21 protein-coding genes and 1 riboswitch are annotated in these 25,982 nt (G+C 71.3%); of the genes, 10 read left to right on the forward strand and 11 right to left on the reverse strand.

The features are described 5' to 3' along the window. The first annotated feature begins 57 nt into the window (after nt 1-57). Nucleotides 58-2,076, forward strand: coding sequence for a DNA helicase RecQ (recQ, locus tag ACIPSJ_RS09650; RefSeq protein WP_401346199.1), 2,019 nt, complete (start codon nt 58-60; stop codon nt 2,074-2,076). A 33-nt stretch (nt 2,077-2,109) separates the two neighbouring features. On the opposite strand, the gene ACIPSJ_RS09655 is transcribed toward recQ, so the two are convergent. The 8 genes from ACIPSJ_RS09655 to fahA form a co-directional block, all read right to left on the reverse strand. Next, a complete protein-coding gene (locus ACIPSJ_RS09655) occupies nt 2,110-4,890 on the reverse strand; it encodes a fumarate reductase/succinate dehydrogenase flavoprotein subunit (RefSeq protein ID WP_401344870.1) in 2,781 nt (926 codons plus the stop codon). A gap of 11 nt (nt 4,891-4,901) precedes the next feature. After that, nucleotides 4,902-5,672 (reverse strand): ABC transporter ATP-binding protein, encoded by a 771-nt coding sequence (locus ACIPSJ_RS09660; protein ID WP_359210345.1) that lies wholly within the window; start codon nt 5,670-5,672, stop codon nt 4,902-4,904. After that, complete coding sequence (locus ACIPSJ_RS09665) at nt 5,656-6,570, reverse strand: ABC transporter permease (RefSeq protein ID WP_401344873.1); 915 nt, start codon at nt 6,568-6,570, stop codon at nt 5,656-5,658. The genes ACIPSJ_RS09660 and ACIPSJ_RS09665 overlap by 17 nt, the downstream gene beginning before the upstream one ends. After that, nucleotides 6,567-7,913 carry an ABC transporter substrate-binding protein gene (locus tag ACIPSJ_RS09670; protein WP_401344875.1) on the reverse strand — a complete coding sequence of 449 codons (1,347 nt, stop codon included), beginning with the start codon at nt 7,911-7,913 and terminating at the stop codon, nt 6,567-6,569. The genes ACIPSJ_RS09665 and ACIPSJ_RS09670 overlap by 4 nt, the downstream gene beginning before the upstream one ends. Before the next feature lie 16 nt (nt 7,914-7,929). Then, a complete protein-coding gene (locus ACIPSJ_RS09675; protein ID WP_030379773.1) occupies nt 7,930-8,157 on the reverse strand; it encodes a ferredoxin family protein in 228 nt (75 codons plus the stop codon). 41 nt (nt 8,158-8,198) lie between these two features. Next, nucleotides 8,199-8,990 (reverse strand): GntR family transcriptional regulator, encoded by a 792-nt coding sequence (locus ACIPSJ_RS09680; protein ID WP_401344877.1) that lies wholly within the window; start codon nt 8,988-8,990, stop codon nt 8,199-8,201. Nucleotides 8,991-9,137: 147 nt separating this feature from the next. Further along, nucleotides 9,138-10,076 carry a M48 family metalloprotease gene (locus ACIPSJ_RS09685; protein WP_390968543.1) on the reverse strand — a complete coding sequence of 313 codons (939 nt, stop codon included), beginning with the start codon at nt 10,074-10,076 and terminating at the stop codon, nt 9,138-9,140. Nucleotides 10,077-10,423: 347 nt separating this feature from the next. Then, nucleotides 10,424-11,635 (reverse strand): fumarylacetoacetase, encoded by a 1,212-nt coding sequence (fahA, locus tag ACIPSJ_RS09690; RefSeq protein ID WP_401346200.1) that lies wholly within the window; start codon nt 11,633-11,635, stop codon nt 10,424-10,426. Nucleotides 11,636-11,910: 275 nt separating this feature from the next. Here fahA and ACIPSJ_RS09695 point away from each other — a divergent pair, with 275 nt between their 5' ends. The 3 genes from ACIPSJ_RS09695 to ACIPSJ_RS09705 all read left to right on the forward strand — a co-directional run bounded on the left by ACIPSJ_RS09695 (nt 11,911) and on the right by ACIPSJ_RS09705 (nt 15,610). Continuing rightward, nucleotides 11,911-13,155: an ATP-grasp domain-containing protein gene (locus ACIPSJ_RS09695; RefSeq protein ID WP_401346202.1), complete on the forward strand. Its 1,245-nt coding sequence runs from the start codon at nt 11,911-11,913 to the stop codon at nt 13,153-13,155. A 26-nt stretch (nt 13,156-13,181) separates the two neighbouring features. Beyond that, a complete protein-coding gene (locus ACIPSJ_RS09700; RefSeq protein ID WP_401344879.1) occupies nt 13,182-14,378 on the forward strand; it encodes an FAD-dependent oxidoreductase in 1,197 nt (398 codons plus the stop codon). A gap of 425 nt (nt 14,379-14,803) precedes the next feature. Beyond that, nucleotides 14,804-15,610 (forward strand): HAD family hydrolase, encoded by an 807-nt coding sequence (locus ACIPSJ_RS09705; RefSeq protein WP_401344881.1) that lies wholly within the window; start codon nt 14,804-14,806, stop codon nt 15,608-15,610. 79 nt (nt 15,611-15,689) lie between these two features. On the opposite strand, the gene ACIPSJ_RS09710 is transcribed toward ACIPSJ_RS09705, so the two are convergent. After that, nucleotides 15,690-16,187: a transglycosylase SLT domain-containing protein gene (locus tag ACIPSJ_RS09710; protein ID WP_401344883.1), complete on the reverse strand. Its 498-nt coding sequence runs from the start codon at nt 16,185-16,187 to the stop codon at nt 15,690-15,692. A gap of 5 nt (nt 16,188-16,192) precedes the next feature. Beyond that, nucleotides 16,193-16,388: riboswitch (cyclic di-AMP (ydaO/yuaA leader) on the reverse strand. Nucleotides 16,389-17,465: 1,077 nt separating this feature from the next. On the opposite strand from ACIPSJ_RS09710, the gene ACIPSJ_RS09715 reads away from it, so the two are divergent. The 5 genes from ACIPSJ_RS09715 (at nt 17,466) to ACIPSJ_RS09735 (ending at nt 23,210) form a co-directional block, all read left to right on the forward strand. Then, a complete protein-coding gene (locus ACIPSJ_RS09715) occupies nt 17,466-18,473 on the forward strand; it encodes a polyprenyl synthetase family protein (protein WP_359210369.1) in 1,008 nt (335 codons plus the stop codon). A gap of 183 nt (nt 18,474-18,656) precedes the next feature. Continuing rightward, nucleotides 18,657-19,580: a CHRD domain-containing protein gene (locus ACIPSJ_RS09720; protein WP_401344885.1), complete on the forward strand. Its 924-nt coding sequence runs from the start codon at nt 18,657-18,659 to the stop codon at nt 19,578-19,580. 390 nt (nt 19,581-19,970) lie between these two features. Next, nucleotides 19,971-21,212 (forward strand): DUF2092 domain-containing protein, encoded by a 1,242-nt coding sequence (locus tag ACIPSJ_RS09725; protein WP_359210375.1) that lies wholly within the window; start codon nt 19,971-19,973, stop codon nt 21,210-21,212. A gap of 56 nt (nt 21,213-21,268) precedes the next feature. Further along, nucleotides 21,269-22,324, forward strand: a complete 1,056-nt coding sequence (locus tag ACIPSJ_RS09730; protein ID WP_401344888.1) for an ABC transporter ATP-binding protein — start codon at nt 21,269-21,271, stop codon at nt 22,322-22,324. Continuing rightward, a complete protein-coding gene (locus ACIPSJ_RS09735) occupies nt 22,311-23,210 on the forward strand; it encodes an ABC transporter permease (protein WP_401344890.1) in 900 nt (299 codons plus the stop codon). Before ACIPSJ_RS09730 ends, ACIPSJ_RS09735 begins: the two co-directional genes overlap by 14 nt. A gap of 37 nt (nt 23,211-23,247) precedes the next feature. On the opposite strand, the gene ACIPSJ_RS09740 is transcribed toward ACIPSJ_RS09735, so the two are convergent. Beyond that, entirely contained in the window at nt 23,248-23,835 is a 588-nt protein-coding gene (locus ACIPSJ_RS09740) for a flavodoxin family protein (RefSeq protein ID WP_401344892.1), read from the reverse strand. Nucleotides 23,836-24,072: 237 nt separating this feature from the next. Here ACIPSJ_RS09740 and ACIPSJ_RS09745 point away from each other — a divergent pair, with 237 nt between their 5' ends. After that, complete coding sequence (locus ACIPSJ_RS09745; protein WP_401344894.1) at nt 24,073-25,449, forward strand: tetratricopeptide repeat protein; 1,377 nt, start codon at nt 24,073-24,075, stop codon at nt 25,447-25,449. A 48-nt stretch (nt 25,450-25,497) separates the two neighbouring features. Here ACIPSJ_RS09745 and ACIPSJ_RS09750 read toward each other — a convergent pair whose 3' ends face one another. Further along, nucleotides 25,498-25,962 (reverse strand): VOC family protein, encoded by a 465-nt coding sequence (locus ACIPSJ_RS09750; protein WP_359210390.1) that lies wholly within the window; start codon nt 25,960-25,962, stop codon nt 25,498-25,500. Nucleotides 25,963-25,982 lie beyond the last annotated feature (20 nt).

Below are 25,982 nucleotides of genomic sequence, written 5' to 3' on the forward strand. Positions count from 1 at the left end.
GTCCGGACCCCTATCGTGGAGGCAGTGGTCGAGGGACGACGTACGGGGGACACGACGATGGGCGGGACGGGCGGGACCGACGAGATGCCAGGGACGACCGAGACGCCGGGGGCGCCACAGGCGCACGGACCGGCGGACAGCGAGGCACTGGCCACGCTGCACCGGGTCTTCGGATACGACGCCTTCCGAGGCGAGCAGGAAGCGATCATCGAGCATGTGGTGGCGGGCGGCGACGCCGTCGTCCTCATGCCGACCGGCGGCGGAAAATCACTGTGCTACCAGATCCCCGCCCTGGTCAGAGCGGGTACGGGCATCGTGATCTCACCGCTCATCGCCCTCATGCAGGACCAGGTGGACGCCCTGCGCGCCCTCGGCGTGAACGCCGGCTTCATCAACTCCACCCAGGACTTCGACGAGCGACGCGTGGTCGAGGCCCAGTTCCTGTCCGGCGAGCTCGACCTGCTCTACCTGGCCCCGGAGCGGCTTCGCCTGGACTCCACGCTGGACCTGCTCACCCGCGGCAAGATCGCCGTCTTCGCCATCGACGAGGCACACTGCGTCTCCCAGTGGGGCCACGACTTCCGCCCCGACTACCTCGCCCTCTCCCTGCTCGGCGAGCGCTGGCCGGACGTCCCGCGCATCGCGCTCACGGCCACCGCCACCCGCGCGACCCACCAGGAGATCACCCAGCGACTCCACATGCCGGCCGCCCGGCACTTCGAGGCCAGCTTCGACCGGCCCAACATCCAGTACCGGATCATCCCCAAGGCCGACCCCAAGAAGCAGCTCCTCGCCTTCCTCCGCCAGGAACACGAGGGCGACGCGGGCATCGTCTACTGCCTGTCCCGCAAGTCCGTCGAGTCGACGGCGGAATTCCTCAGCCGCAACGGCGTCGAGGCCGTGCCCTACCACGCCGGCCTCGACGCCGGCACCCGCGCGGCCCACCAGTCCCGCTTCCTGCGCGAGGACGGCCTGGTCGTGGTCGCCACCATCGCCTTCGGCATGGGCATCGACAAACCCGACGTCCGATTCGTCGCCCACCTCGACCTGCCCAAGTCCGTCGAGGGCTACTACCAGGAGACCGGCCGCGCCGGCCGTGACGGACTGTCCTCCACCGCCTGGATGGCCTACGGCCTCAACGACGTCATACAGCAGCGCAAGCTCATCCAGTCAGGTGAGGGCGACGAGGCCTTCCGCCGCCGCGCCCAGGCCCACCTCGACTCCATGCTCGCCCTGTGCGAGACCGCCCAGTGCCGCCGCGGACAGCTGCTGAACTACTTCGGCCAGGACCCCGACCCCGCGGGCTGCGGCAACTGCGACACCTGCCTCACCCCGCCCGAGACCTGGGACGGCACCGTCGCCGCCCAGAAGGTCCTCTCCACAGTGGTACGACTCCAGCGCGAACGCGGGCAGAAGTTCGGCGCCGTCCAGATCGTCGACATCCTGCTCGGCAAGCGCACCGGCAAGGTCATCCAGTTCGACCACGACCAGCTGTCCGTCTTCGGTATCGGCACCGACCTCGAAGAAGGCGAATGGCGGGGCGTCGTCCGGCAACTCCTCGCCCAGGGCCTGCTCGCGGTCGAGGGCGAGTACGGCACCCTCGTACTCACCGAGGCCAGCGGGGCCGTACTGCGGCGCGAACGGGACGTCCCGCTGCGGAAGGAACCCAAGAAGCCGGTGGCCTCCCGGTCCTCCGGGACGTCCGGGTCCTCCGGGTCCGGCAAGGGCAAGGCGAAGGCGGCCGTGGCAGAGCTGCCCGAGGACCTGCTCCCCGCGTTCGAGGCACTGCGCGCCTGGCGTGCCGAGCAGGCCCGCGAACAGGGCGTACCGGCATACGTGATCTTCCACGACGCCACCCTGCGGGAGATCGTCACCCGCGGGCCCGAGTCGATCGCCGAACTGGCCACCGTCGGCGGCGTCGGCGAGAAGAAGCTCATGACCTACGGCGAGGGCGTGCTCGGCGTACTGGCCTCCCAGAACACACCGCCCGCCCCGGCCTCAGCGCCCGCAGCAGCCGGGGACGAGGACCACTGGCCCGAGATGGACGCGGAGCCGGAACCGGAGGACTGGATATAAGGAGCGGGGCGGCCTTCTACAACGGACGGCCGCCTACAGCCCCCTCGCCGCATACGCCCTGACATCCGCGTCCGAGTCCGCCGTCGCCGTGGCCAGGGCCGCGCGGGCCTCCTCGACACCGGCGTGCCGGGTCAGAGCGAGGACGGCAGCCTTGCGGACGTCGGCGTTCGGGTCGGCGAGGACCTTGGCCAGGGCGGGCACCGCCACCGCGGCACCGGCGGCGCCCAGCGCCCTCGCGGCACCCACGCGCACCTGCCAGGCGGAGTCCGCCGACGCGGCCACAGCCGCCTCCGCCAGCGGCGGCGGGCAGCCGACGCCCCCGAGAGCCTCGTACGCCGCACCCCTGACCAGCACATCCGCGTCGCCGGTGAGCGTGGTGAGGGCATCCAGGACGCCGTCCCTCTCCGGAGCGGCCCCGGAGCCGGCGGCTCCTACCGTGCCGAGAGCCTTCGCCACCGTCACCCGCACCTCCCGTGACGGGTCGGCGACGGCGCGGGCCAGAGCAGCGGCCGCGTCCACCGAGACCAGCGCCCGCACCGCCTCGATCCGGACCGCCGGATCGGCGTCGGACAGGGAAGCGGCGAACAAGCCGGGGTCGCCGAGGCGCAGCGCCCGCAGCACGTCCAGCGCGGCCGCGCGGACGACGGGGTCGGACACCGCGAGCGCGGCGGCCAGGGCATCGCGCAGCGCCGGCTCGGGCGGCAGCGTCTCCACCAGCTCACGCAGCGAGGAGGCGGCGGCCGAACGCACCCCGGCGTCCGCGTCGGCGAGCGCACCCGCCAGCGCCTGCCCGGTACCCGGCGGAGCCGTCTCCGTCAGGACCGCCACGGCCGTACGACGCACTGAGGCGTCACGGTCCGCCAAATAGGGCTCAAGGGCGCCGAGTTCGGGCTCCTCCTCGGCGAGGGCGAGGAGCTCCAGCAGACGCGGTGAAGCAGGCTCGGCCCGGTCCGACTCGACGGGCCGCGCGGCAGCGGAGGCCGCCACCGGCCCGGTGGCGACCGGCGGCACGTCACGGGCGCCCGCCGTCGCCACATCCAGCGCACGCACCTCGCCGATGTACCGGGACGGACCGCCGACCGGGGTGAACTCCTCGACCGGCACCAGATACGGAGCCACGGGACGAGCCGTGAACTCCATCGCACCAGAGGGGGACTTGTGCAGATCGAGATGGTGGAACCAGGAGGCGTCATCACGCTCGGGGTGATCGAGCCGGTCGTGGTAGAGACCCCAGCGGGACTCGGTACGGGCCAGGGAGGCACGAGCGGCCATCTCCGCGCAGTCACGGATGAAGTCGACCTCGGCGCACCGCATCAGCTCGTGCGGGGTCCGGGCACCCATGGCGGCGATGTCGTCCCGCATCCGCTCGAAGGACTCCAGAGCGAGGGAGAGCCGGGCCCCGGACTTCGGCGGAGCCACGTAGTCGTTCACGAAGCGGCGCAGCTTGTACTCGACCTGGGGCTGCGGCGGGCCGTCCGGGTTGCGCAGCGGACGGTAGATCAACTCGTGCGCCTCACGCACCTGGCCGGCCGGCAACTCCCCTTCGTACGCCGAGTACTGGGCGGCGTCCGCACCCGCCAGATCACCGAAGACGAACGCGCCGATCATGTAGTTGTGGGGGACGCAGGCCAGGTCACCGGCGGCGTACAACCGGGGGACGGTCGTCCGGGCATGGTCGTCGACCCGGACCCCGGAAGCGGAGTGGCCGCCGCACAGACCGATCTCGGAGATGTGCATCTCGACGTCATGGGTCCGGTAGTCGTGCCCCCGCCCGGAGTGGAACGTGCCACGGGTGGGCCGCTCGGTGGAGTGCAGGATGGACTCCAGAGCGGAGACCGACTCCTCGGGAAGGTGGCTCAGCTTCAGGTAGACCGGGCCGCGGTCGGAGGCGACCTCGGCGGCGAACTCGGCCATCATCTGCCCCGACCAGTAGTCGGAGTCGACGAACCGCTCACCGTGCCGGTTGACCTGGTAACCCCCGAACGGATTGGCGACGTACGCGCAGGCCGGCCCGTTGTAGTCCTTGATCAGGGGATTGATCTGGAAGCACTCGATCCCCGTCAGCTCCGCGCCCGCGTGGTAGGCCATGGCGTAACCGTCACCGGCGTTGGTCGGATTCTCGTACGTCCCGTACAGGTACCCGGAGGCGGGCAGCCCGAGCCGCCCGGCCGCACCCGTCGCGAGAACGACCGCACCCGCGCGGACGACGACAAAGGCCCCCGTACGGGTGTTGAACCCCGCCGCGCCCACCGCGCGCCCCGCCGCCGTCAGCACCCGCACCGGCATCACCCGGTTCTCGATACGGATCCGCTCCCGCATCTCACGACGCCGCAACTGCCGGTACAGGACCTTCTTGACATCCTTGCCTTCCGGCATCGGCAGTACGTACGAACCGGAGCGATGCACCTGGCGGACCGCGTACGCGCCATGCTCATCCTTCTCGAACTTGACCCCGTACGACTCCAGGCGCTGGACCATGGCGAAACCACGCGTCGCCGTCTGCCGGACCGTGGACTGATCGACGATCCCGTCGTTCGCGCGGGTGATCTCGGCGACGTAGTCGTCGGGCTCGGCGCGGCCCGGGACGACCGCGTTGTTGACGCCGTCCATGCCCATGGCGAGCGCCCCGGAGTGCCGGACATGGGCCTTCTCCAGGAGCAGCACGTTCGCACCGCGCTCGGCGGCGGTCAGCGCGGCCATGGTGCCGGCGGTACCGCCCCCGACGACAAGGACGTCACAGACCAGTTCCTCGGCGTCCGCGATGTCGGGAACGGCCAGGGGAGCGGGGGAGGGGGCGTTCGCGGGGGTGGTCACCGGGATGCCTTTCAGATGCCGAGCGAGGAGAGGACAGTACGGCGCAGGGCCGCGCGAGCAGGGTCGTCGAGGGCACCGCGCACACGCGGACGCGGAACGTCCCGCACGGACGCCACCCGGCCGGCGGCGAGCAGGGCGACCCGGTCGCCGAGGAAAAGCGCCTCGTCCACGTCATGGGTGACGAAGACGACGGTCGCGCCCGTACCGCGCAACACCTCCACCAACAGGTCCTGCATGCCGGAACGGGTCTGGGCGTCCAGCGCCCCGAACGGCTCGTCCATCAGCACGACCCGAGGCGAACCGGCCAACGCCCGGGCCAGCTGCGCCCGCTGGCGCTGCCCGCCCGACACCCGGTGCGGCAACTGCCCGGCCTGCGCGGCCAGCCCGACCCGGGCCAGCCAGGACTCGGCCTGCGACCGGCGCTCGGAACGCCCGACCCCCTTGATGGCGAGCGGCAGTTCGACATTGCCGCGCAGCGAGCGCCAAGGCAGCAACGCGTCCTCCTGGAAGACCAGCGCCCGGTCGGCCGACGGACCGGTCACCGCGGCACCGTCCTGGGACACCGCCCCGGCCAGCGGAGCCAGCAACCCGGCGAACGTCCGCAGCAGCGTCGACTTCCCGCACCCCGACGGACCGACGACCGTGAGGATCTCGCCCGGCCGGACATCCAACGCGACATCGTGCAACACCGGGGAATCCGGCCGGCCGAGCACCGCCCCGTCGAACGTGAGCCGGGCGCCCCGCGCGGCCTCCGGCGCCGCGACCTCAGACGAAGTGCTCATCGCGCGCCTCCTGATCGGTGTCGCCGCGGCCCTGCTGCTGGGCATCGGCCTGCTTCTGGGAATCACCCTCGGCCCGCACTGCGACCTGGGGGGCGGGGACGGCGGACACCGGAGTGCGGGGCCGGCCGACGGGCACGTAGGACGTCCGGGGCAACCACCGGGTCAGATGCCGGCCGAGGAGCTCGACAGCCGTGGACGTCACCCAGCCGAGCACCCCGATCGTGACCATCCCGACGAACACCCCGGGGTAGTTGACGATCGTGTAGTCCTGCCAGGTGCGGTAACCGACCCCGTACTGGCCGGAGATCATCTCGGCGGAGATCACACAGATCCACGACACACCGATACCGACCGACAGGCCCCCGAAGATGCCGGGAAGCGCCCCCGGCAGCACCACCGAACCCAGGATCCGCCACCGGCCGCCGCCCATGGTGCGCACCGCCTCCTCCCACACCGGGGTGAGAGCCCGCACCGCGTGCCGGGTGGAGACCATGACCGGGAAGAAGGCGGCGGTGCAGGTGATGAAGACGATGCCCTGCTCATTGGAGGGGAACAGCAGGATCGCGACGGGCACGAGAGCGATCGCCGGGATCGGCCGGACCACCTCCAGGACCGGGCCGAGCAGATCCTCGGCGAGGCGCGAGCGGGCCACGAGCACACCCGTCGCGACACCCAGCACGGCCGCCAGCACGAACCCGGTGAGGATGCGGGTGAGGCTGTCGGTGAGGTCGGTCCAGTAGTCGCCGCCGGAGACCCGGTCCGCGAAAGCGCGGGCGACGTCGACGACGGTCGGGAACTGCGAGAAACGTAGCCACAGGTCGACGTTCAGACTGGTCAGCAACTGCCACACCCCGAGGGCGGCGGCCAGCGACACCACCCGCAGGACGTACCGGCTCACGACGCCCGCCGCAACGCGTCGGCGTAACCGACGACCTGCGCGCCACCGTGCGCTGCCACGTACGCCTTCGCGGTCGCCTGCGTCACGAACGGCAGCAACCGCTCGCCGTCGGCGACCCACACCGCCTTGTCCGCGAACCAGAGGGTGCCGGTGGTGGCGTCGGGGACGTAGGCGGCGCGGATGTCCCCGCTGTGCTGGCCGACGTAGGCGAGCAGTTCCTCGGGGGAGCCGAAGCTCGTCGTCTTCTCGCTGCCCTTGGGCCACACCTCGCTCGCGGCCGCCGGCGGTGCGGTGGCGAGCCGCTTGGCGTAGTCGGAGCTGCCCAGGGCCTTCTTCACGTACTGGTCGTCGACGAACGCGTCCACATCCACATCACCCGTCAGCTTCGCGGCCTTGAGGACCGACACGTCCTGCTTCAGCGCGGAGACCAGCGCGGGCTTGACGGCGGGATCGAAGGTGGCGATGCCGTGGGCGCCGTTGTAGAGGTAGACGACCTCGGCGGGCAGCCCCGTGGCCTCGGCGACCTTCTCCGCGGCGGTCACCGGGTGCGCATTGAGGTAGTCGGTGGCCTCGGCCTGCGCCTTGAGGAAGGCCTCCAGGACGGTGGGCCGCTGCTTGGCGAAGCCTTCGCGTGCGGTGACGCCGTGGAAGGTGGGGAGGTCCAGCTGGGCGCCGTCGTACAGCGCTTTCGCCTTGCCCTGGTAGGCGAGCAGGCCCGGCCAGGCCACGAACTGGGACAGCGCGTCCACGCTGCCCGCCGACAGGGCCGAAGCGCCCACCGCGGGCTGCTGGTTGAGTTTGGAGATGCCCTTGTCCGGGTCGATACCGGCGCGCTGGAGGGCACGGACGAGGGTGCCGTCGGCGGCGGAGCCGATGCTCGTCGAGACCTTCTTGCCCTTCAGGTCCGTCAGCGAGGTGAGCTTGGAGTCGGGCGCGGTGACCACGGTGTTGAGGCCGCCGCGCAGGTTGTAGCCGGTGACCGAGACCAGGCGGGTCGGCTGGCCGAGCTGTTTGCCGCGGGCCGCGTTCAGCAGCAGCGGGAAGTCGCCCATCGAGCCGATGTCGATCTTCCCGGCGGTCATCTGCGCGGTGATCGGGGCGCCGGTGGCGTAGTCCTGCCAGTCGACCTTGTAGGTGTGGCCGTCGTGCAGGGCGTTGAGCTGCCGCTCGAAATAGCCGAGGCTGCGGAGCAGGGTGCCCGCGGTGACGGTGTTGATGGTCTTGGACTGGTAGCCGACGGTGATGGTGACCGTCTTGCCGTCGCCTGCCGCGGCGCTGCCGCCGCAGGCGGACAGGGGCAGCAGGAGGAGGGCCGCCGAGGCGGCGATCGCAGTGCGTTTCATGGGAGTTGTGGGCCTCTCACCGGAGCAGATAGGGCATGTTGACCGTCACGGCTCCGGTGGGACAGCGGGCCGCGCACGGGCCGCAGTACCAGCACTCGTCGACGTGCATGTAGGCCTTGCCGTTGCTCTCGTCGATGGCGAGGGAGTCCAGTGGGCACATGTCCACGCAGAGGGTGCAGCCGTCGATGCACTTCGACTCGTCGATGGTCACGGGCACGTCGGCCCGCTGGGGCGCCAAGGCCATGGCTGTCTCCAGGAAACGGGTCAGGCGGGAGGGGTGGAGGGTCAGAGGGAGCGGTGCAGGAGGCCGCTCATGGTGATGCGGTCGCCGCGGAAGCGGATGAACTCCAGGTCGACGGGGCGGCCGTCGGCGAGGTGGGTGAGCCGTTCCAGCATGAGGACGGCCGCGCCGCGCGGGGCTTGGAGTACGGCGGCGGAGTGGGCGTCCGCGTTCACCGCCTCCAGAGTGATCTCGGCGTGGCCCAGGGGCCGGCCGGTGATCGCCTCGAGGAGCCTGAAGACGTCGTTGTTCTCCAGGTCGGCGCCGAGCAGGGCGGTGCCGATGTCGAGGGGGATGTAGGTGAGGTCGAGGGAGAGGGGGAGGCCGTTCAGGCGGCGCAGGCGTTCGATGTAGAGGACGTCGGCGCCGGGCGGGACGCGGAGGCGTTCGGCGACGGGGGTGGGTGCCGGGGCGGGGCCCATGGTGCGGACCTCGTTGGTGACCTGGCCGTGTTCGCGGAGGGTTTCCGCGAGGCCCATCAGGCGGTCGAGTCCGTGCGGGTATTTCCGGGCGACGACCACGGTGCCCACGCCGGGCAGCCGGTCCACCAGCCCTTCCGCCCGCAGCAGGTCCAGGGCCTGGCGGACGGTGTTGCGGGAGGCGCGGTAGTCGGCGGCGAGGGTGGTCTCGTGGGGGAGGGTGCCGTCCGGGAACGCGTCGGTGAGGATCTGGTGGCGCAGCAGGTCGGCGAGTTGCCGGGCCTGGTCCGCACGCAGCCGGCGACGTGTCCGGTGGGCGGCGACCGTGGTGGCGGCGCCCTGACCGGCGTGGTCTCGGATGCGGTCGGTGGCTGGCATGGCCCGAACCATACCTATGCGGTAGGGAAGGGGGTGTTGCGGGATTGTTGCGCCACCTGAGGCCCTGTCGGACACGTCGTTGAGCTGCGGTTTTTCGGCTTGTAGGGGGAAGATCTGCCACCGGGGCGCCGGTTTGTGTCCCAGGTTCTAGCCGAGTGCCGTCAGCCCCGGCGCGAACGTGATCAGTAGCGGCAGCAGGGGTACCAGCGCCGCCACCGTCGTCGTCAGGGCGCGCTGGTGGCGCAGCAGCCGCGGGGGCGGTTCCAGCAGCCGGTCGACCCGCTCGCCGAGCAGTCGGCGGCTCGACGCGCAGGACAGGACGCCGCGGTGCTGGTTCAGTTCGATCAGGGCCAGCGCGGTCGTGAGGTGGCCGCAGCGGCGGGACGCCGTGTCGTCCGCGGCGAGTTCGACGAGCCGGTGGGTCTGGTCGCAGAAGTGGGAGAAGAGCGGCACGCGCGGGAAGCCCGTGGCCAGTGCGCTGGACAGATGGAGCAGCCAGTCGTGGTGGGCGCGGGCGTGACCGCGCTCGTGGGTGAGTACGGCGTCAAGCTGGTGGTCGGTGAGGCGGTGCAGCGCCCCCGTCGTCACCACCAGCTGCGGCGGGTGGCCCGGCATCCACCAGGCGTCCGGGTACTCGTCCTCCAGCACCAGCATCGGCCCGCGCGCCGCGGGCAGCCCCGCCGGCAGTTCCGGTGCCCGCTCGCGCAGGTGGGCGCGGGTCCGGTCGCGTCGCCGCCGGGCCTCGACCCATTCGCGGGCGAGCATCGCCGTGGTCCAGGCCGCCCCGCACGCCAGCAGCACGGTGAGGGCGACCGCCCACAGGGGCGCGACGGAGAGGTCGTACGCGGCGGTGACCGCCGGTGGCGCCGGCGCGAACACCCGGTCGCGCACGGTGTGGAAGACGGCCGCCGCGCCCAGGACGAGCGCGGCCAGGCAGCACATCAGCACGGTGGCGACCAGGCACTGCCACACCCACAGCGCGACCACCGGTTCCCGTTCCGGCCACGGGGCCCGCACCAGCGCGCGCGGCACCGGCACCGCGGCCGTCAGAGCGACAGCGCTCAGCAGGAGCAGGCAGACGGTCATGCCGGGGCTCCGTTTTCTGGTCGGAGAGACGTGCGGGTGGCGGAGTGCTACGGGGGTGATGCGCCGTTGCGCGACAGAGTGCGTGCGCCGGCGCGTCACGTCCCGTGTACGCCGTCGCCTCGCATGGTGCGCGTGCGGGCGCATCGCATGGTGCGTGTCCCGTCAGTATGACGGTGCCGGGCGCCCCGAGTCAGGTCTCGACGACGATCCGGGCGCCCCTCCCGGCCGCACCCCGGGACTCACAGCTCACCGCTCCCGCAACACCGGCCGCAGCGCCTCCGGATCCGCCTCGCCCGCGGACGCATCCCGCCCGTCCCCGCCGCGACGCATCGCGCCGCAGCCGTTCCTCACCCGGCCACGATCCGCCCGCCGACATCCCCGAGCCCCACCCGGACGCCGCCCGGCCCCGGTGCCCACGCCGACAGGGTGACCACGTCGCCGTCCTCCAGGTACGTCCGCTTGCCTTCGAGGAGTTCGAGCGGGTCCCGCCCGTTCCAGGTGAGTTCCAGCAGCGACCCGAGCTGCCCGGGTTCCGGGCCGCTCACCGTGCCGGAGCCGTAGAGGTCGCCGGTGCGCAGCGAGGCGCCGTTGACGGTCAGGTGGGCGAGTTGCTGGGCGGCGGTCCAGTACATGGTGGAGAACGGCGGCTCGGACACCACCTGCCCGTTGATCGCCACCGACATCCGAAGGTCGTAACCGGCGGGCTCCTCCATGGAGTCGTCGAGGTACGGCAGCAGCGGACGCGTGCGCCGCGGCGGGTCGATCCGCGCGTCCTCCAGCGCCTCCAGCGGGGTGATCCACGCCGCGACGGAGGTGGCGAACGACTTGCCGAGGAACGGGCCGAGCGGGACGTACTCCCACGCCTGAATGTCCCGTGCGGACCAGTCGTTCAGCAGGCACAGGCCGAACACGTGCTCCCGGAAGTCGCCCAGCGCCACCGGCTTTCCCCGCTGCGACGGCGTGCCGACCACGAAGCCGACCTCGGCCTCGATGTCCAGCCGCATCGACGGGCCGAACACGGGTGCGGGATCCGACGGTGCCTTGCGCTGGCCCGACGGCCGTACGACGTCCGTGCCCGACACCACGACCGTGCCCGCGCGGCCGTGGTAACCGATCGGCAGGTGCTTCCAGTTGGGGGTGAGCGGTTCCGGGGCGTCGGGGCGGAAGATGCGGCCGGCGTTGCGGGCGTGGTTCTCGGAGGCGTAGAAGTCCACGTAGTCGGCGACCTCGAAGGGGAGGTGCAGGGTCACCGACGACAGCGGGTGGAAGAGGGGTTCGAGCACCTCGCGGTGCGCGGGCACCGTCACCCAGGCGGTCAGGGCGCGCCGCACGTCCGACCAGGTGGTGCGGCCCGTGGCGAGCAGCGGGTTGAGGGTCGGGCGGGCGAGCAGGGAGGCGTAGGGGGAGCCGAGGGCGAGGGCCGCGGCACCGGCGTCGAGGACGTGGTCACCGAGGCGGACGCCGACCCTCCGTTCGGTGCTCTCGGGGGTCGAGAACACGCCATACGGAAGGTTGTGCGAGCCGAAGGGGTCACCCTCGGGGACCTCGAAGGGGGTCAAGGGGGGCATGGGGTGGCTGCCTCGCTCTCATCCGTGCCGCGCGGTGCCGACCATGTGGCGACGTCACTATGGCGTTGCGCGGCATTCCATGTGGTCGCGCCACACGTTACGGGTGAGTTGGCTGTATGGGCAGTGTCTAAAGAGTTCGCAATGTCCGGATAAGCCTTGTCGGAGGGGTCAATTCCGGCTTAGCGTCCTTTGGGGGACACGGACGGGGTGGGTCCGGTCCGTAGGGGGGACACGTGGGGGGACCCGTGGCCAGGAATGCCGTCAGCGTGCCGTTCGAGGCGGACCGTGACGTGCCCGGCCTGATCGTCAAGTTCGGCGACTATCCGCTGCATCACGGCGGGGTCGGCGCGATCCGCAGTCTGGGCCGCCTGGGCGTTCCCATGTACGCGATAACGGAGGACCCGTACACACCGGCGGCCTCCTCCCGTTATCTCAAACGGGCTTTCGTATGGCCGACAACAGGCGCCGAGGAACCGGATCGTCTCGTCGAGGGACTGCTGCGCATCGGCCGCCGCATCGGCCGCCCGACGGTACTGATCCCCACCGACGAGGAGGCCGCCGTCCTGATCGCCGAGCACCAGGACGCGCTCGGCGACCGTTTCCTCTTCCCGCGCGTGGATCCCGCACTGCCCCGCCGGCTCGCCAGCAAGCAGGGCCTGCACGAACTCTGCGTGGAACACGGCATCCCCAGTCCGACGGCCGCCTTCCCGCAGTCGTACGAGGAGATCGTCGACTTCGCGGAGAAGGCCCGCTTCCCGATCGTCGCCAAGAACCGTGAGGCGTTCGTCCGGCGGAAACAGCCCGCTGTCAACGGCACGACGCGGATTCCCACCCGCGAGGGACTGCTCACGCTCGCCCGTGACTGGGGCACCCATCCGGGTGTCATCCTCCAGGAGTACCTGCCCAGGGAGGAGGCCGAGGACTGGATCGTGCACGCCTACTTCGACGCCGACTCCACCCCGCGCGCGTTGTTCACCGGCGTCAAGGTCCGCTCCTGGCCGCCGCACGCGGGCATGACCGCGAACGCGTACGTCGTCGACAACCCGGAACTCGCCGACCTCGCCGCGCGTTTCATCAAGCAGATCGGCTTCACCGGCGTCATCGACCTCGACCTGCGCTTCGACCGGCGCGACGGGCAGTACAAACTGCTCGACTTCAACCCGCGCATGGGCGCCCAGTTCCGGCTCTTCGAGAGCGAGTCGGGAGTGGACGTGGTCCGCGCGATGCACCTGGACCTGACCGGACGCCGCGTTCCGGAGGGGGAACAGCGCGCCGGCCACCGGTACGTCGTGGAGAACATCGACCTGCCCGCCCTCCTCGCCTACCGCCGCAGCGGCTATACGACGCCGCACGCGCCCAAGAAACCGAGCGGGACCGAGCTGGCCTGGCTCGCGGGTGACGACCCGCTGCCGTTCGTCACGATGCTCGCCCGCTTCGTCCGCCCGGGCGCGAAGCACCTCTATCAGCTGTGGCGCACCAACCGCCGTGGCTCCAGCACCTCCACGAAGTAGGCACCACGTTCCTGGGGAGGGACTTCGTGATCCAGCCGGTAGCAGTCATAGGCGCCGGGCCCTTCGGCCTGTCCACCGCCGCCCATCTGCGAGCGCGCGGCATCCCCGTCCGGGTCTTCGGCGACCCCATGGTCAGCTGGCGCGACCACATGCCCGAGGGCATGCTCCTGAAGTCGACGCCCGCCGCCTCCGACCTCGACTGCCCGCAGCGCGGCCACACCCTCGCCGACTACTGCGACGCGGCCGGCATCCGCAGACTGGTGACCGACGAGGACATCATCCCGGTGGGGACCTTCATCGGCTACGGCGAGTGGTTCCAGCAGAAGCTGGTGCCCGAGCTGGAGCGGGTGCGGGTGGTCTCCGTGGACCGGCACCGGGCGGACGGCTTCGAACTGAAGCTGGACTCGGGAGAGTCGTTCACGGCCCGCGCGGTCGTCGTCGCCACCGGACTGTCGGGGCTCGCCCGGGTCCCGGCGGAACTCGCGAGAGCGGCGGCGGACGGAGAGACGGGACCGGTCTCGCACAGCTCCCGGCACCACGACCTGACCCGCTTCTCCGGCAAGGAGCTGATCGTCGTCGGCGCCGGGCAGTCCGCGCTGGAGACGGCCGCCCTGGCGGCCGAGGCGGGCGCCCAGGTCCGCGTGGTCTCCCGCGGGCACGGCAGGGTCGCCTTCGGCGCCCCGCCCTGGGACCAGCCGAAGCTGCGCCCGGAGTCCCCGTTCGGCCGGGCCTGGTCCCTGTGGGCGCTCAGCTACTACCCGCACCCCTACCGCTACCTCCCGGCGCAGGTCCGCCACTACCTGGTCCGCCGGGTCCTCGGCCCGCTCGGAGCCTGGTGGCTGCGCGACCGCTTCGAGGGCAAGGTCCAGGTCCGCGAGGTCGCCGCGGTCACCGGCGCCGACATCTCCGACGGCGCGCCGGTCCTCACCGTCCGCACCCACGACGGCCGCACCGACCGCCTCGCCGCCGACCACGTCATCGCCGCCACCGGCTACCGCGTGGACGTCGCCGCGATGGACTTCCTCGGCGCCGAACTGCGTACCCGCCTCGCGACCAGCCGCGGCGCCCCGAAACTCGGCGCCGGATACGTCTCCTCAGTGCCCGGGCTGTACTTCACCGGCCTGCCCGCGGCGGCGTCGTACGGCCCGGTGATGCGATTCGTGTGCGGCACGGAGTTCGCCTCGCCGCGCCTGGCCAAGCACCTGGCGGCATCCCACGCCTGACCCGCGGCATCCCACGCCTGACCTGCGGCGGCCCACGCCTGACCCGAGGCAGCGCCAACGGACATGTCCCGGCGTCCAGTTCGGCGCTGCCGTCGTCCCCGTCGAACCGGAGTCCGAGCCAGCGGACCCTCGGCGTACCGCGCGCCACAGACCGGGTCCCCGGGAGACTCGCCTAGCGTCTCGAAGCCACCGAGGAGTCCTCGGGGAGCCCTCGAAGAGCCGGCGCGCCTGGTTCCGGCGGCCTCGCCCAGGTCCGCCGACCGCCTCTCACCGCACCCGCCCCCGTCCGACCGGCGCGGTCACCTCACCCCACCGCAAACGTAACGGGTCCCACTGACAACGCCCCCATCACGGAGGCGGCGGGCGCCACTTGAGGCCGAAACGCACAGTGAGTCTCAGGGCCGTGCTGTCCGTATTCTCTGATCATGGTCGCACCCCTCCCGTACTCACTGATCGCCACCGACCTGGACGGCTCGCTGCTGCGCGCCGACGACACCCTCTCGGACCGGTCGCTCGCCGCGCTCGCGCGGGCCGGCCGGGCCGGCGCCCGGCATCTCGTGGTGACCGGCCGCCCCGCGCCGAGAGTGCGCCCGCTCCTCGACGACCTCGGCAGCACGGGACTCGCGGTGTGCGGCCAGGGCGCGCAGGTGTACGACGCCGGCGCGCACCGTCTGCTGTGGTCGGTCACCCTGGACCGGGAACTGGCGGAGACCGCCCTCGGCAAGATCGAGGCCGAGGTCGGCCAGGTGTACGCGGCGGTCGACCAGGACGGCGTGGACGGGCTCACGCTCATCGAACCGGGCTATCTGATGCCCCACCCCACGCTGCCCGCCCTGCGCGTGGGCCGGCGCGACGACCTGTGGTGCGCGCCCATCAGCAAAGTGCTGCTGCGCCACCACACCCTGTCCGACGACGAGCTGGCGGCGACCGCCCGCGCGGTGGTCGGGTCGCTCGCCACGGTCACCATGTCGGGGCCGGGAACCGTCGAACTCCAGCCGTGCGGGGTGACCAAGGCGACCGGGCTGGCGCTGGCCGCCGACCACCTGGGCCTGCGCCCCGAACAGGCCATCGCCTTCGGGGACATGCCCAACGACATCCCCATGTTCGACTGGGCGGCCTACGGGGTGGCGATGGCCAACGCCCACCCCGAACTCAAGGCGGTGGCCGACCGGATCACCTTGTCGAACGAGGACGACGGAATCGCCGTCGTCCTCGAAGGACTGTTCCCGTAGGGCTGTTGCCCGTAAGGCCACAAGGCCACACAGCGGTTGGACGCCATTGAGCGGCTCGGGCCGTCTCAAACCTCGGTGATCAGTAGGCGCCGTGGACGTTGTCGATCGAGCCGTACCGCGCGGCGGCGTAGTTGCAGGCGGCAGTGATGTTCGCGACCGGGTCGTAGATGTCGAACGACGTGCCGTCCACGTGGTAGGTCTTGAACGTCGGGTCGATCACCTGGAGCAGGCCCTTGGACGGGATGCCCTTGGCCGCGTTGGAGTCCCAGAGGTTGATCGCCTGCGGGTTGCCGGAGGACTCGCGTATCACGTTGCGGTAGATGCCGTTGTAGGTGCCCGGGATGTGCTTCTCCGCCATGATCGCGAGCGACTCCCGGATCCAGCCGTCGAGGTTGTTCGGGTACCCGGCAAGGGTCGTCGAGGGCGTCGTGGCGGTGGGGGCGGAGGCGACGGCCGCCGAGGCGGTGGTCGCCCCGAGGAGCGGGAGGGCGAGTACGGCGGCGCCGGTACCGGCGACGGCGAGTGCGCGGACGATGCGGTTACGGCGGGGACGGCGGTTCTGAGCGGCAGCAGACATGGCGAAGTTCCTCTCCGTCGCCTGCGAGGTGAGCTGTCGGGTTCGGGCCCGGGGAGTGCCCGGCCGCACCGCCCGAAGGCGAGGCGACTTCACCCCTAGCCGTTCCGGTACGACGTCCGTCGATGACGTCGGTCGCCCGGTCCGGCGGCTTACCTGGTTCCCCCGCTCCTGCCGTGCGAATGGACTCGTCAATGGGTCACGACGGGCGGCGGCAGGATTCGGCGTCCGCCCGGCGAGCGGGAACGTATGCGAGAGCACATGTCCGGAACAAGTGTCAGATTCACATAAAGAACCGATTGACCTTGATCTATGACGTATGAGGTACTTGATCCTTTGCGGTTGCCAACCCTCAACTCGCCCACGGGGAAAGGGAAGGAAGGGTCGCCTTACGGGATATGTGGCATCTGACCCCGCGTGACCTACTTCACGAAACCGCAATTAAGTCAAATCGGACATGAGGGATTTCCTGGAATCCCCTCCTCTCTGGGGCGAGTGAGAAGTGGACCTATTGCCATTCGCGCGAAATGCCCCTTTGAGGGGCAAGGAGGTGGCCCGCGTCACGGGTGATTTCGCATGTAGTCTGACTTTTTGTATTGCGGATAATTTGGACTTTAGGGGTGAATGGTCCCGCCGCTCGCGGCCGGTGCCGGGAAGGGTCGCTCTCGACGGGTGCGTGATCCTGGTCACGTCATGCCGGGTGGTGGGCCGACCGCCTGCGGTGCGTGCGTGTCCGTCGTGAGGCGGAACCCCCGCCGCGGGGCCGGTCGTTGTCATGGTGAATTGTCCGCGGTGGTGGGAGGTGCCGAAGATGGCGCCGGTGTCGTCCGTGCGGAGGTCCTCGTGGGTGGTCCCGTGAACGAGGGAGGGTGCCCGGGCGGGCATGATGTGCGCCCGTCGGCTTCGGCCGGCGGCGGAAGGGGTACCCCCGGGCAGGTGATGTCGGCCGGAGAAGGTGCGGCGGTTCCCCGGCGGGGCTCTGCCGCCGGACCCGCCCGACCCGGACCCGGACCCGCCCGACCCGGACCCGGCGGTGCCGCTCAGGGACACGGCCTATGCCGCGGTTCGGGACAACCGCCAGCACTTCCTGTTAAGTCAGTGGATGTCAGGTCGTATCAGCTGATCAAAAACATACCGGTCGTGATCCGATAGCGCCCGGGGTGTAACGGTGGGCGCCCTCGGTGATCGAAACCTGACCGGATACGCTGACTTGAGTGATGGCAGCGACCTATCGACAAACCGTGTAATCGCCAGTGGACACCAGCAGACAGGAGACCCCTCGTGACCGTCGGGCCGTTCGGGCTGAGCGTGCGGGACCAGGCTCTGGAAGCCGATGTCCAGGCCGGATTGACGGCTGTCGAGGAGGGCTTGCTAGAGGCCACCAAAAGTGAGGTCCCCTTCATCACGGAGGCCGCACAGCACCTCGTGCGCGCCGGCGGAAAGCGGTTCCGCCCGCTGCTGGTGATGCTCGCCGCGCAGTTCGGCGACCCGTACGCGCCGGGTGTCGTGCCGTCGGCCGTGGTCGTCGAGCTGACCCACCTGGCCACCCTGTACCACGACGACGTCATGGACGAGGCCTCCGTACGGCGCGGCGTCGACAGCGCCAACACCCGCTGGGGCAACTCGCTCGCCGTTCTCACCGGCGACTTCCTCTTCGCGCGCGCCTCCCAGATCCTCGCCGATCTCGGTCCCGAGGCGGTGCGGGTCCAGGCCCTCGCGTTCGAACGGCTGGTGACCGGCCAGATCCTGGAGACGGCAGGCCCGACGGACGGCCGCGATCCGGTCGACCACTACCTCGACGTGCTCAGCGGCAAGACCGGCTCGCTGGTCGCGGTCTCCTGCCGCTTCGGCGCGATGCTGTCCGGTGCCGACGAGACGGTCGTGGACGTCCTCACCCAGTACGGCGAACGCCTCGGCGTCGCCTTCCAGCTCGCCGACGACGTCCTGGACATCGCCTCCGACTCCCACGAGTCCGGCAAGACCCCGGGGACCGACCTCCGCGAGGGCGTCCCCACGCTGCCGGTGCTGCGGCTGCGGGAGCGGGCGGCACGCCTGGCGCTCGCCGAGGACGTCGCGCTGTGCGAGCTGCTGGACTCCGACCTCACGGACGACGTGCGGCACGCGGAGGCCCTGGCGGCACTGCGGGTGCATCCGGCGCTGGAGCAGGCGCGCCGGGACACGGTCCGGTACGCGGAGGAGGCGCGGGCCGCACTGGCCCCGCTGCCGGAGTGCGACGCCAAGGCGGCCCTCCTGGAGCTGTGCGACGCGGTGGTGCACCGGGCCGGCTGAGCTGACTCCGGCCCGGCTGCCCCTGGTCCGCTGCTCGCCTGACCCGTCCGCCCCGGACTCGGCCGATATGTCTGTGACGCACGTCACATAGCTGGACTGAGTCCAATACCAGATCGGTTCCGTATCCCTCCCCAGAAGCTGACGCAGGGGGCGTCGGCTGACACAGGGGGAGAAAACGGAATCATGGTCATCAACGCAACGCGTCGCAGGGCTCTCGTCGCCGCCGCCGTCGCCGTGACCGCTCTCGGCGGTGTCGCCGTCCCGGCAGCCGCCGCCACCAGCCACCACACCACCGACTCCGTCGTCCTCGCCGCCAGTCTGCGCGGGGCCAACGAGGTGCCCGTCGCCGGTGGGCCCGCCGTCGGCGACAAGGACGGTGCCGCCCTGGAGTTCATCCAGGTCAAGGGGGACAAGGTGACCGTCGCCGTGACCTGGCGCGGCACCGGCAGGCCGACCGACCTGCACATCCACCAGGGCGCCAGGGGCACCAACGGCGGCGTGAAGATCGACTTCGGAAAGCTGCTGAAGAAGGCCAGGGGCCACAGCGTCACGGGAACCGTCAAGGTCACCGACAAGGCCCTGCTCAAGCGGCTCACCACCGACCCCGGTGCCTTCTACGCCAACCTGCACACCGCCCGGTTCCCCGGCGGGGCCGTCCGCGGCCAGCTGCACGCCGTCAGCACCGTCTCCGACCTCAGGAGCGGCGGCTTCCAGGCCTCCGTCGTCACCGGCAAGCAGATCTACGAGTGCAAGCCGACCGCCGACGGCGGCTACGCCTTCGCCCAGCGCGACGTCAGCGCCAAGCTCGGCGGCGGCATCCGGCACTCCTTCGTCGCGCCCGACTCCGGCACCCCGCAGTGGATCGCGCCCGACGGCAGCGCGGTCACCGGAGCCGTCCTGACCAAGACACCCAACGGCGACGGCAACATCCCCGAACTCGACCTCAAGGCCACCCGGTCCGGCAAGAAGCACGGACTGCTCGCGCACACCGGCGAGATCCTGCGCCTGAACACCGTCGGCGGCGTCGCCCCGACCGGCACCTGCACCCCGGGCGCCGTCGTCGGCGTCCCCTACCAGGCGGACTACGTCTTCGTGCAGCACCATTGAGCGCGCGGCTGAGCGCGGGCTGATCAGGCCGAGTACACCACAGAGCACACCACCGGGAACACGGCTGAACGCACGGCTGGAAGCACGGCTGTACGCACCGTGAGCACCATGCCGAACCCACCCCGAGCACACGACTGAGCACACCGCGCAAGCGCAACCGGAGGCGCCTTCGCCGCACGACCCCTACGGGTCGGCGCAGGCGCCTCCACCCTTGTGTCATACCGCAGGACTACGCGGAGTTGGCTCCCGGGTCTGACGCTTCCGAGCCCCCGATTTGGTGAGATGGAAACCACGGAAATCACCACCACTCACCGATTCGGGTGAGAATGGCGGCTCAGGGTGGGAGCACGTGCGAGGACAGCCGCCGCCGACGACGGAGGTAAGGCACACATGGCACCGTACGAATCCGACGACAGCACGGGGGCCGCGCAGGGCGACGACGAGCTGCGCGCCGAGCGGCGGCGCAAGGCCGCGCGGTACGTCGTTCCGGTCGCGGTGATGGGCGTGGCCGCGGCCACGATCGGCCTGGTCCCGGCACTCGCCGACTCCGGTGACCCGAATCTGCCGAAGATCACCGCGCAGGAACTCATCAACAAGATCGCCAAGTCGGACGTGCAGCAGTTGTCCGGCACGGTGAAGATCAGCACCGACCTGGGGCTGCCCGACCTCGGCGGTCTGGAGAGCAGCCTGCTGTCCGGGGCGACACAGGGCAGCGGCGACGGCTCGTCCGCCGACCCGTCCACCAAGCTCACCGAGCTGGCCTCCGGCACGCACACCCTGCGCGTCGCCGCCGACGGCCCCGACAAGCAGAAGGTGTCGCTCCTGGAGAGCGGCGCCGAGTACAGCCTCATCCACAACGGCACGGACGTGTGGGGCTACGACAGCAAGTCCAACGAGGTCTACCACACCACCGCCGCCGACTCCGGCAAGGCCGAGCAGCACGAAACCCCGGCCACGCCCAAGGACTTCGCCGACGAGGTCCTCAAGTCGGTCGACGACACCACGTCGGTCACGGTCGACGGCACCGCCCAGGTGGCCGGCCGCGACGCCTACCGGCTGGTCATCAAGCCCAAGCAGTCCGGTACGACGGTCGGCGCGATCAGCATCGCGGTGGACGCCAAGACCGGCACCCCGCTGAAGTTCACCCTCACCCCGTCGAGCGGCGGCGCGGCCGTCGTGGACGCCGGCTACACCCAGGTCAGCTTCGCGAAGCCGGCCGCCTCGACGTTCGACTTCACCCCGCCCAAGGGCGCGAAGGTCACCGAGGGCGACGAGACCGGCAAGGGCGGCAAGGCCGACGGGTGGGACCAGGGCGGCAAGGCCTCCGAGGCGCCCGACCACGGCTCCGCGAAGGACCTGGGGAAGGAGGGCTTCGACGTCCTCGGCAAGGGCTGGAACTCCATAGCCGTCCTCGACACCGGCAGCAAGGGCGGCCTGCCCACCGGCTCCGCCTCCGGCGGCGGTGACCTGAGCGGCTTCCTCGGCTCGCTCGGCGACCCGGTCTCCGGCAAGTTCGGCAAGGGCACGGTCTTCTCAACCCGCTTGATCAACGCCCTGATCACGGACGACGGCAAGGTGTACGTCGGCGCCGTGGACAAGGCGGCCCTGGTGAAGGCGGCGAACGCGGGGTAGTACAGGCGGCGCGGGTACCGTGCGTACCCGCGCCGCAGGACGAATCGAGGGAGCCGATGGACCAACCGTCCGCCACGGAGCGGGAGTCGGAGAACTCGGGGAACCCGGGGGAACCGGAGCACCCGGTGAATCCGGGAGACCCGGAGGACTCGGGAGACTCGGGGGGCGGCGTCCCGGCGAGCCAAAGCGTCATCGACACCCGTGGTCTCACCAAGCGCTACGGCGGCGGACAGCTCGCCGTGGACGGTCTCGACCTGACCGTCCCGGCGGGCAGCGTCTTCGGCTTCCTCGGTCCGAACGGCTCCGGCAAGACCACCACCATCCGCATGCTGATGGGCCTGATCGCGCCCACCTCGGGCACGGCCCGCGTCCTGGGCCACCCGATGCCCCGGTCCTCCCGCGCCGTACTGCCGCACGTCGGCGCCCTCATCGAGGGCCCGGCGCTGCACGGCTTCCTCTCCGGCCGCGACAACCTGCTCCGGTACGACTCCGCCGACCCGACCGCCGACCCGCGCACCCGGCGCGCCCGCGTCGAGACCGCACTGGACCGGGTGGGCCTGACGGCCGCCGCCGCCAAGAAGGCCAAGGCCTACTCCCTCGGCATGAAACAGCGCCTCGGCCTGGCCGCCGCGCTGCTGCAGCCCCGCAGACTGCTCGTCCTGGACGAGCCCACCAACGGCCTCGATCCGCAGGGCATGCGGGAGATCCGCTCCCTGGTGCGGGAGCTGGCCGGGGACGGTACGACCGTCTTCCTCTCCTCCCACCTCCTCGACGAGATCGAGCAGGTCTGCACCCACGCGGCCGTCATGGCCCAGGGCCGGCTGATCACCCAGGGCGCGGTCGCCGACCTGGCGGCCGGGGCGCGCGGCCGGCTGGCGGTGACCACCCCGGACACCGGGGAGGCGGCCCGGGTGCTCAAGGAACAGGGCGTCGCGGACGTCGTCGTCGCCGAGGACCGGGTGACCGGCGAACCGCCCGAGCGCGACCTCGCCGAGGTGAACGCGGCACTCGTCGCGGCGGGCGTCCGCGTGCGCGGCTTCACCCTCGAACGGGCCTCGCTGGAGGACGCGTTCGTGGCGCTGACCGGGGAGGGCTTCGATGTCGCGGGCTGACGCGGTGGTAGTGGAAGAGGCGGCAGGAACGGCTGTACGGCGGCCCCACCCGCTGTGGACCCTCGGCCTGCTGCGCAGTGAGCTGGTCACCACTCTCCGGCGCTGGCGCACCCTCGCGCTGCTGGGCGTGCTGGCGGCGGTGCCGGTGCTGGTCGGCATCTCCGTGAAGATCGAGACGAGCGGTGACGGGCAGGTCGGCCGGGGCGGCGGCGAGGGTCCGGCGTTCATCTCGCAGATCACCAACAACGGACTGTTCCTGGTGTTCACGGCCCTGGCCGCGACCCTCCCGTTCTTCCTGCCGATGGCCGTCGGCGTGGTGGCCGGCGACGCGATCGCGGGCGAGGCCAACGCGGGCACCCTGCGCTATCTGCTGGTCGCCCCGGCCGGCCGTACCCGTCTCCTGCTCACCAAGTACGCGACGACGATGGCCTTCTGCCTGCTGGCCACGCTGGTGGTGGCCACCTCGGCCCTCGCCGTCGGCGCGCTCCTCTTCCCGCTCGGCGACCTGACGACCATCTCGGGCACCCAGATCTCCTTCGCCGAGGGCCTGGGCCGCGCCCTGCTGATCGCCCTGCTGGTGGCGGCCTCCCTGACCGGCATAGCCGCTCTCGGCCTGTTCGTGTCCACGCTGACCAACAGCGGGATCGCGGCGATGGCGACCACGGTCGGTCTGCTGATCACCGTCCAGATCCTCGACCAGATACCCCAGCTCCACGCGCTCCAGCCGTACTTCTTCTCCCACTACTGGCTGTCCTTCGCCGACCTGATGCGCGACCCGGTCTACTGGGACGACCTGGTCAAGAACCTGGAACTGCAGGCCCTGTACGCGGCGGTGTTCGGTTCGGCGGCCTGGGCGCGGTTCTCGACGAAGGACATCACCGCGTAGCGGAACGCAGGGCCTCGCCCAGCCAGCCCTGGCGTGCTCACACAGACGCGTGGGGGAAGCGGGCCAGGGGCGCCTCCCCGGCGAAGAACTCCTTGGCCCGCGCCAGCGCCTCGGTGTCCTTGAGGACGTCGCCGCGTCCGCTGCCGTTGCCCAGCAGCACCCCGCCGAAGCGCATGCCGAGGTAGGCGGCCGAGTTGTGGAGCAGTCCGGCGTACGGATCGGCGACCGAAGGGTCGTGGTCCGCCAGCACGGCCACTCCCCACAGGGTGCGCCCCGCCAGGGTCGCCCTGAAGTCGACACCGGGCGTGCGCAGCCAGCCCGACCAGTAGTCCAGGTAGCGCTTGGTGAGGCCGGACACCGAGTACCAGTAGACCGGCGAGGCGATCACGATGTCCGTCGCCGCGAGGGTGGCGTCGAGCAGCAGACCGGCGTTGGTGTGGCGGGGTGCGCGCACATGGTCGCTGTCGCGCCGCAGGTCCACGAAGTCCGGCAGCGGATGGTCGGCCAGGCTGATCCACTGCTGTTCGACGTCGTCGGGCAGTTGTTCGGCCGCGCGGCGCGCCAGGAGTTCCGTGTTGCCGTCGAGGCGCGAGCTGCCCAGCACGAACAGGAAACGGCGAGTCATGAGATCCCCCAGGAAAGCGGCGTACAGCAAATAAAGGCGTGTGCATCTTATGTGTGCGCATTCAATTTGGCCAGGGTCTCCGCCTGCGGGGGCGAGCGGCAAGGGTCCGGACGCCCGGCAGCCCCCTTCCTGATGCGAGGCTGTGACGTCGTGGTGACGCGTGAGCGGGGGCGAGCGGCCAGACTTGACGGTACGCACGGGTACGACCGGACGGTGACGCCGGGGGAATGAGGGCCGATGTCCCGACTCAGCCGCGAGACGAACGAGTCGATGCGGGAAGCTCAGCAGACCGGTGAGCCGGCGGAACCGGTCGAGGTCCGTGTGACGGGCGGCGCCGCGACCGTGGACGGCGTACCGCTGTTCCCGGCGCCCGGCGAGGAGCCCCAGCAGGCGGTCCTCAACCACCTCCAGCGCCTCGCCCGCGCCACCGGCCGCCCCGTCCTCGCCACCGTCCACGACACCCGTATCGGCTATGTCGTCCGCCTCCAGGTGAACCTGGACGGCGCCAGCAGCTTCGCGGGCGAGCCGGTACGCATGACTCCGCCCACCGAACCACGCACGGCACCGAGCACGGTTTCGCCCGTGGAACCGCGCACGGCACCGGCCGCGGAGCCGCGCATGGCACCGCCCGTGGAACCGCCGGAGCAGCCCCGCCGGGACAGGCCGGTCCACCTCCTGCGGCCCGTCGGCGAGCCGGTGGCCACGGAGGCGACGCAGGCGCCGGCCTTCCCGCCGCGCGCGGTGCCGGAACCGCCGGCGCCGGGCACGGTCCTGCCGCCGACCGGGGTGTTCGGCCCACCGCCCGCCATGGGCGGGACCGCGGCCCCCGCCGTCGTACCCGCGCAAGCCGTCACCGGACCCGCCCCGGCACCTTGGACCGACCCCCTGAACGCCCCAGCACCCCGCGCGGGAGCACGTACCGAAGCACGCATCGACGAACCACGCACCGCGCCGCGCGCGGAACCACTGACCGGACCGCGCACCGAAGCACGCCCGGAACCACTCGTCGAACCGCTCATCGCACCGCACACGGCTTCGGAATCCTTCCGTGTCCTCGATCCCGACCCCGGGCCGACCCCTGCCCGCGGTTTCGACGCCGTCGCGGAGGAGGTGCTCGGGGACGAGCCCGTGACCGTGACGGTGGAGGGGGCCGCGCTGCTCAGCGAGCCGATGGCGCGGATCAACGAGGCGGTCCGGGCGGGCCGTATCGAAGTGGCGGCCGAGCTCGCGGAGCGCACCGTCGCCGAGGCCTCCGCGGCCCTCGGCGACGGCCACACCGAGGTGCTGCACCTGGGTGAACTGACCGCGTACATCGCCTACCTGGCGGGCGACCCGCTGCGCGCCTTCCACCTCTCCCTCGACCTGGCCCGGCAGCGCCGGCAGGCGCGGGACGGCGAGGGGGCGTACGGGAACGTGCGGAGCGCGGCGACCGCCTGGCGCGCGGTGCGCGACCCGGAGCACGGGCTGCGCCTCGGCCACGACCTGATCGCCCTGTGGACACAGCTCACCACCGAGGACGGCCCGGCCGCCGGCGACCTCGACGAACTGGAGTCGGCCCGCACCCGGATGGGCCGGCTCACGGAACGCGCCCGCCGCGCGGCCGAGAACGCCTGAGCAACGTCACCGAAGGCCCCCCACGGCCGAGACCGCGGCCGTGGGTCCTCACTGCACGCAGAACTCGTTGCCCTCAGGGTCGGCCATCACCGTCCACGCGCCGGCCGGTTCGGACACATGCCGCAGCACCGTCGCGCCCAGCGCCTCCAGCCGCGCCACCTCTTCCGCCCGCTTCCCCTCCCCGGCCCGCAGGTCGACGTGGAGCCGGTTCTTGCCGGACTTCGTCTCCGGCACCCGCTGGAACAGCAGCCGCCGTCCCAGCCCGGTCCCGCGCTCCTCGTCGTAGGGATCGTCGGGATGCCGTACGGCGATCAGGTCGCGGAAGGCGGCACGGCCGTGGTACTCCACGGTGGCCGCGCCGGGCAGGGCGCCCAGCTCCAGCAGGTGTTCGACGAACGCGCTGTTGTCCTCGGCCTCGTAGTGCAGCGCCGCGGCCCAGAAGTCGGCCTGGGCGTGCGGGTCGCGGGCGTCGATGACGAGCTTCCAGTGCAGGGGTGCGGGCGTCTGCGTCATGTCGCCCACTTATAGCCGAC

The organism is Streptomyces sp. NPDC090088, from assembly GCF_044747345.1.
Classification (GTDB): Bacteria; Actinomycetota; Actinomycetes; order Streptomycetales; family Streptomycetaceae; genus Streptomyces.